This is a genomic window from Myroides sp. LoEW2-1 (assembly GCF_009767705.1).
GTDB classification, from domain to species: domain Bacteria; phylum Bacteroidota; class Bacteroidia; order Flavobacteriales; family Flavobacteriaceae; genus Flavobacterium; species Flavobacterium album_A.
Genome location: NZ_WSPP01000210.1, coordinates 1 through 3165 on the forward strand (window position 1 = coordinate 1; position 3165 = coordinate 3165).

1 protein-coding gene is annotated in these 3165 nt (G+C 30.1%); it reads right to left on the reverse strand.

The window, feature by feature from the left end; genetic code table 11:
• A partial coding sequence (locus tag GOQ24_RS12060; RefSeq protein ID WP_160339803.1) for a hypothetical protein occupies positions 1-3165 on the reverse strand: 3165 nt, incomplete at both ends.

Genomic DNA, 3165 nt, shown 5'->3' on the forward strand with positions numbered 1-3165 from the left:
CTTTATACTTGTTTAATCCTTCAAACAAGTACTCTTGATTATACCCTTCAGTAAACTCTTTATTATCAATTAAGTCTCCCCAATCCTCAGTTAGGCTTTCTTTAATAAATATTTCAGAATAGTCTATTACGCTGGTATAATTTTCTTCAGGAAAGTATTTTATCTTAACATTGGTACCACCTCCTATTTTTTCAATTGTAATTGTTTTAGGACCTGGCACTTCCTTGTATTCTGATTTGATATCTATTATTTTATCTTTAGATACTTCATTACTATGTGTTACAAAATTAACTTTGGCTTCATAATCTTTTTCAATATCAATAATGACAGATATTTGTTGACTAATAATAGTAGACCCTATTTCTACTATACTCACATTTTTATTCCCCCATTCAGTACTCTCTTTTTCTTTAAAATAATATTCAATCTGTTTTACGAATGGTTTACTTAATTCATTTTGAATTAGAATAGTACATACACTTCCATTTAACTCTATCTCTGAAACTACAGGTAAAGGAATTTCCCCACCAATATATCTGTAATCATAAATAATATAAAGTACATCGAATATAGTTCTCTTTAATTCAAACTTACCTACATAAGATGGATAGTAAACATTACTTTCCTTTTCTACATCAATAATAGTAGACCTATTAACTATCTCCTCAATCGTATCAATTTTAAAAGGATACGATAAATATGCCATTCTATTCCAATTCGGATCAAAAACAGTAGTATTGGTAACATCTTGTAATGAATACATAGATATATTAGAATTGTCTTTAGGAAACTTACCTATCCCTTGAGTTCCTGTTTCAGTTATATCTATAACGTTTGTGGTAAAATCATTTTCTTGACTATACAGTTGGGAATTACCCCATTTATATCCTGACGAAGTTGTTCTACCATACAATGTGTTATCACTCAAAATAAGTTGTTTTATTGTAATATCAGAACCTATAGGACATGTGTGAGTAATTGTATAAGTAGCTGATAGAGCAATGGGTGTAATTGTAACTTTAATATTCTCTGTAGTTACTGAATTAATAGGAATCAATATTTCTCCTGCTCCAGTTACATTAGATTTTACATAGGTTTTTCCTTGATAAATACATTCTATTGTAACATGTCCTATTACATCATAATTAAATATTGTAGTACCTATTAAATTATTCAATTTAACATAATAAGTAAAAGGGAAAACCACATCAAATCTATTTAGTACAAAATCACAATCAACTATTGTTGGTACATCTGGGTTATCTCCAATATGAATATTATACATGTTATTATAAGGATCAATCCCTCCAAGTATCTTTGCACCATAATACTCGTTCAATTTCTGTTTAAACCATCCCTCCATTCCATATGTAATTGGTGAAATCCCATTAGATGAAAGCCTTAAAACATGGCCACGTTTGGCGTCTACCCAATATATTCTATTTCCATCTTGTTCATATGACTCAGGATGTGTCATACCATACTCTCCTGTATAAGGAACATACTCCCCTAGAATGTATGGCACCTTTGCAACATTACTTGTTCCATCTGTATTATACATCGCATCTTTCCCATACAATACTTGGCCAACCTTATCTTTTTGAAAAACTAATAAATTACCATCTCTAGAAACTATTTTCTCAATAGTACCATTCTGTTTATCTAATTCTTTCCAATTAACTAATGATCTATTGAATGAATTTAACCCATTAAGTCCTGTACTCTCAACAAATTGCTCGCCATAAGTTAAATCAGCATAACGTATTATTTCTCCATATTCCTCATTACTTATTGTAGTAGGGCTCAAATCAATATTTAATGCATTAGCATTAAAATGATCTTTAATTTTATATGATTCTATTCCCTCTCCAAATGCAAAACAATTATAAAAATCAATTCTTTCGATAATTGCAGGGCTTGTATCTGTTTGATCAACATCTCCCTTATGACGATTGTTTTCAATTGTAAAAGTTTTAGATGATAGATAAAATATATCCATATCAGTGCTTTTCTTAGGCTTTGTTTCAAACACATAATAACCATTATTGATTCTAATAACAATCTTAGCATCAATATACCCTCTTCTTCCCCCACTACTTGCAGGTTTAGTACCTTCTATGTATAGACGTTTTCCTTCTTTTCGAATATGACCTTTGTAGTTGTCTTTTGAATTTCCTTTATTTCCCCAAAGATTTTTATTCTCAATGAAATCTTTATACCACCTTTCTATATTATAGTCTTTTACACTTATGTTCCAAGTATAGTCAAAAGTATTTTCAAGTCTTCCTGCGTCTCTATGATGTACTGAACTTATCCATAGATGTACTGAACTTCCAACTGGCAATTCTAAAGGAGTCTCATTGTCATAAAACAAATCTAATCTTACATCTGGTAAACTCCCTGACGACTTTCTTTTATCAGAACGTTCATCCTGATATATTTCAAAATCTTCATTAGACATTGTAAAATCTACAGGCTTAATCTTTATATACGTACCAGATGGTTCTATAATATCATTGCCTTTACTATCTTTATTTCCTTTAATAAAGTCAGAAGGCTGTTCTACTTTATCTAAGATTTCAGTTTGTATAATACTATCAGAAACTTTATTCGAATCCCTTTTTAATATAAGAATATCTCCTTGTTTTATTTTATCTTTAGAATTTCCTTCGAGCTTACACCACACGTATCCTTCTTCTGAATAATAAGTTGTTATAATTACAACCTCATAGGTAAGGGGAGTAGTTTTTACTGCCACTTGATAAGATGTTGCCCAAAATGGAGGCTTATGATTAATATGCAAACTCAAATAGTTAATACTATCACTTTCTTTTTGAGGAATGTATACTGAATTTTTTATACAAGTCAATGCAGTTGATGCTCGCTTAAATTCATCTTCATATACAATTGCTACTTCATAATCTCTATTGCTTTTTAAACTCGCTCCAGCTGAAACATGAAAAGCATCAACTGTTGAGGAATCTATAAAGTTAACAGGAGCATTATTACTATAATCATCAAACAAAAATCTGACAATTGATAAGTTAAAACCTAATTGATTATCTGACTCCCAGTTAAGTGAGATAGTTGGATATTGTGTAATAGATACAGTATGTTCACCTTCAATTAATATAGAATAGTTAATATCTTGTTTTATCAGTCTAT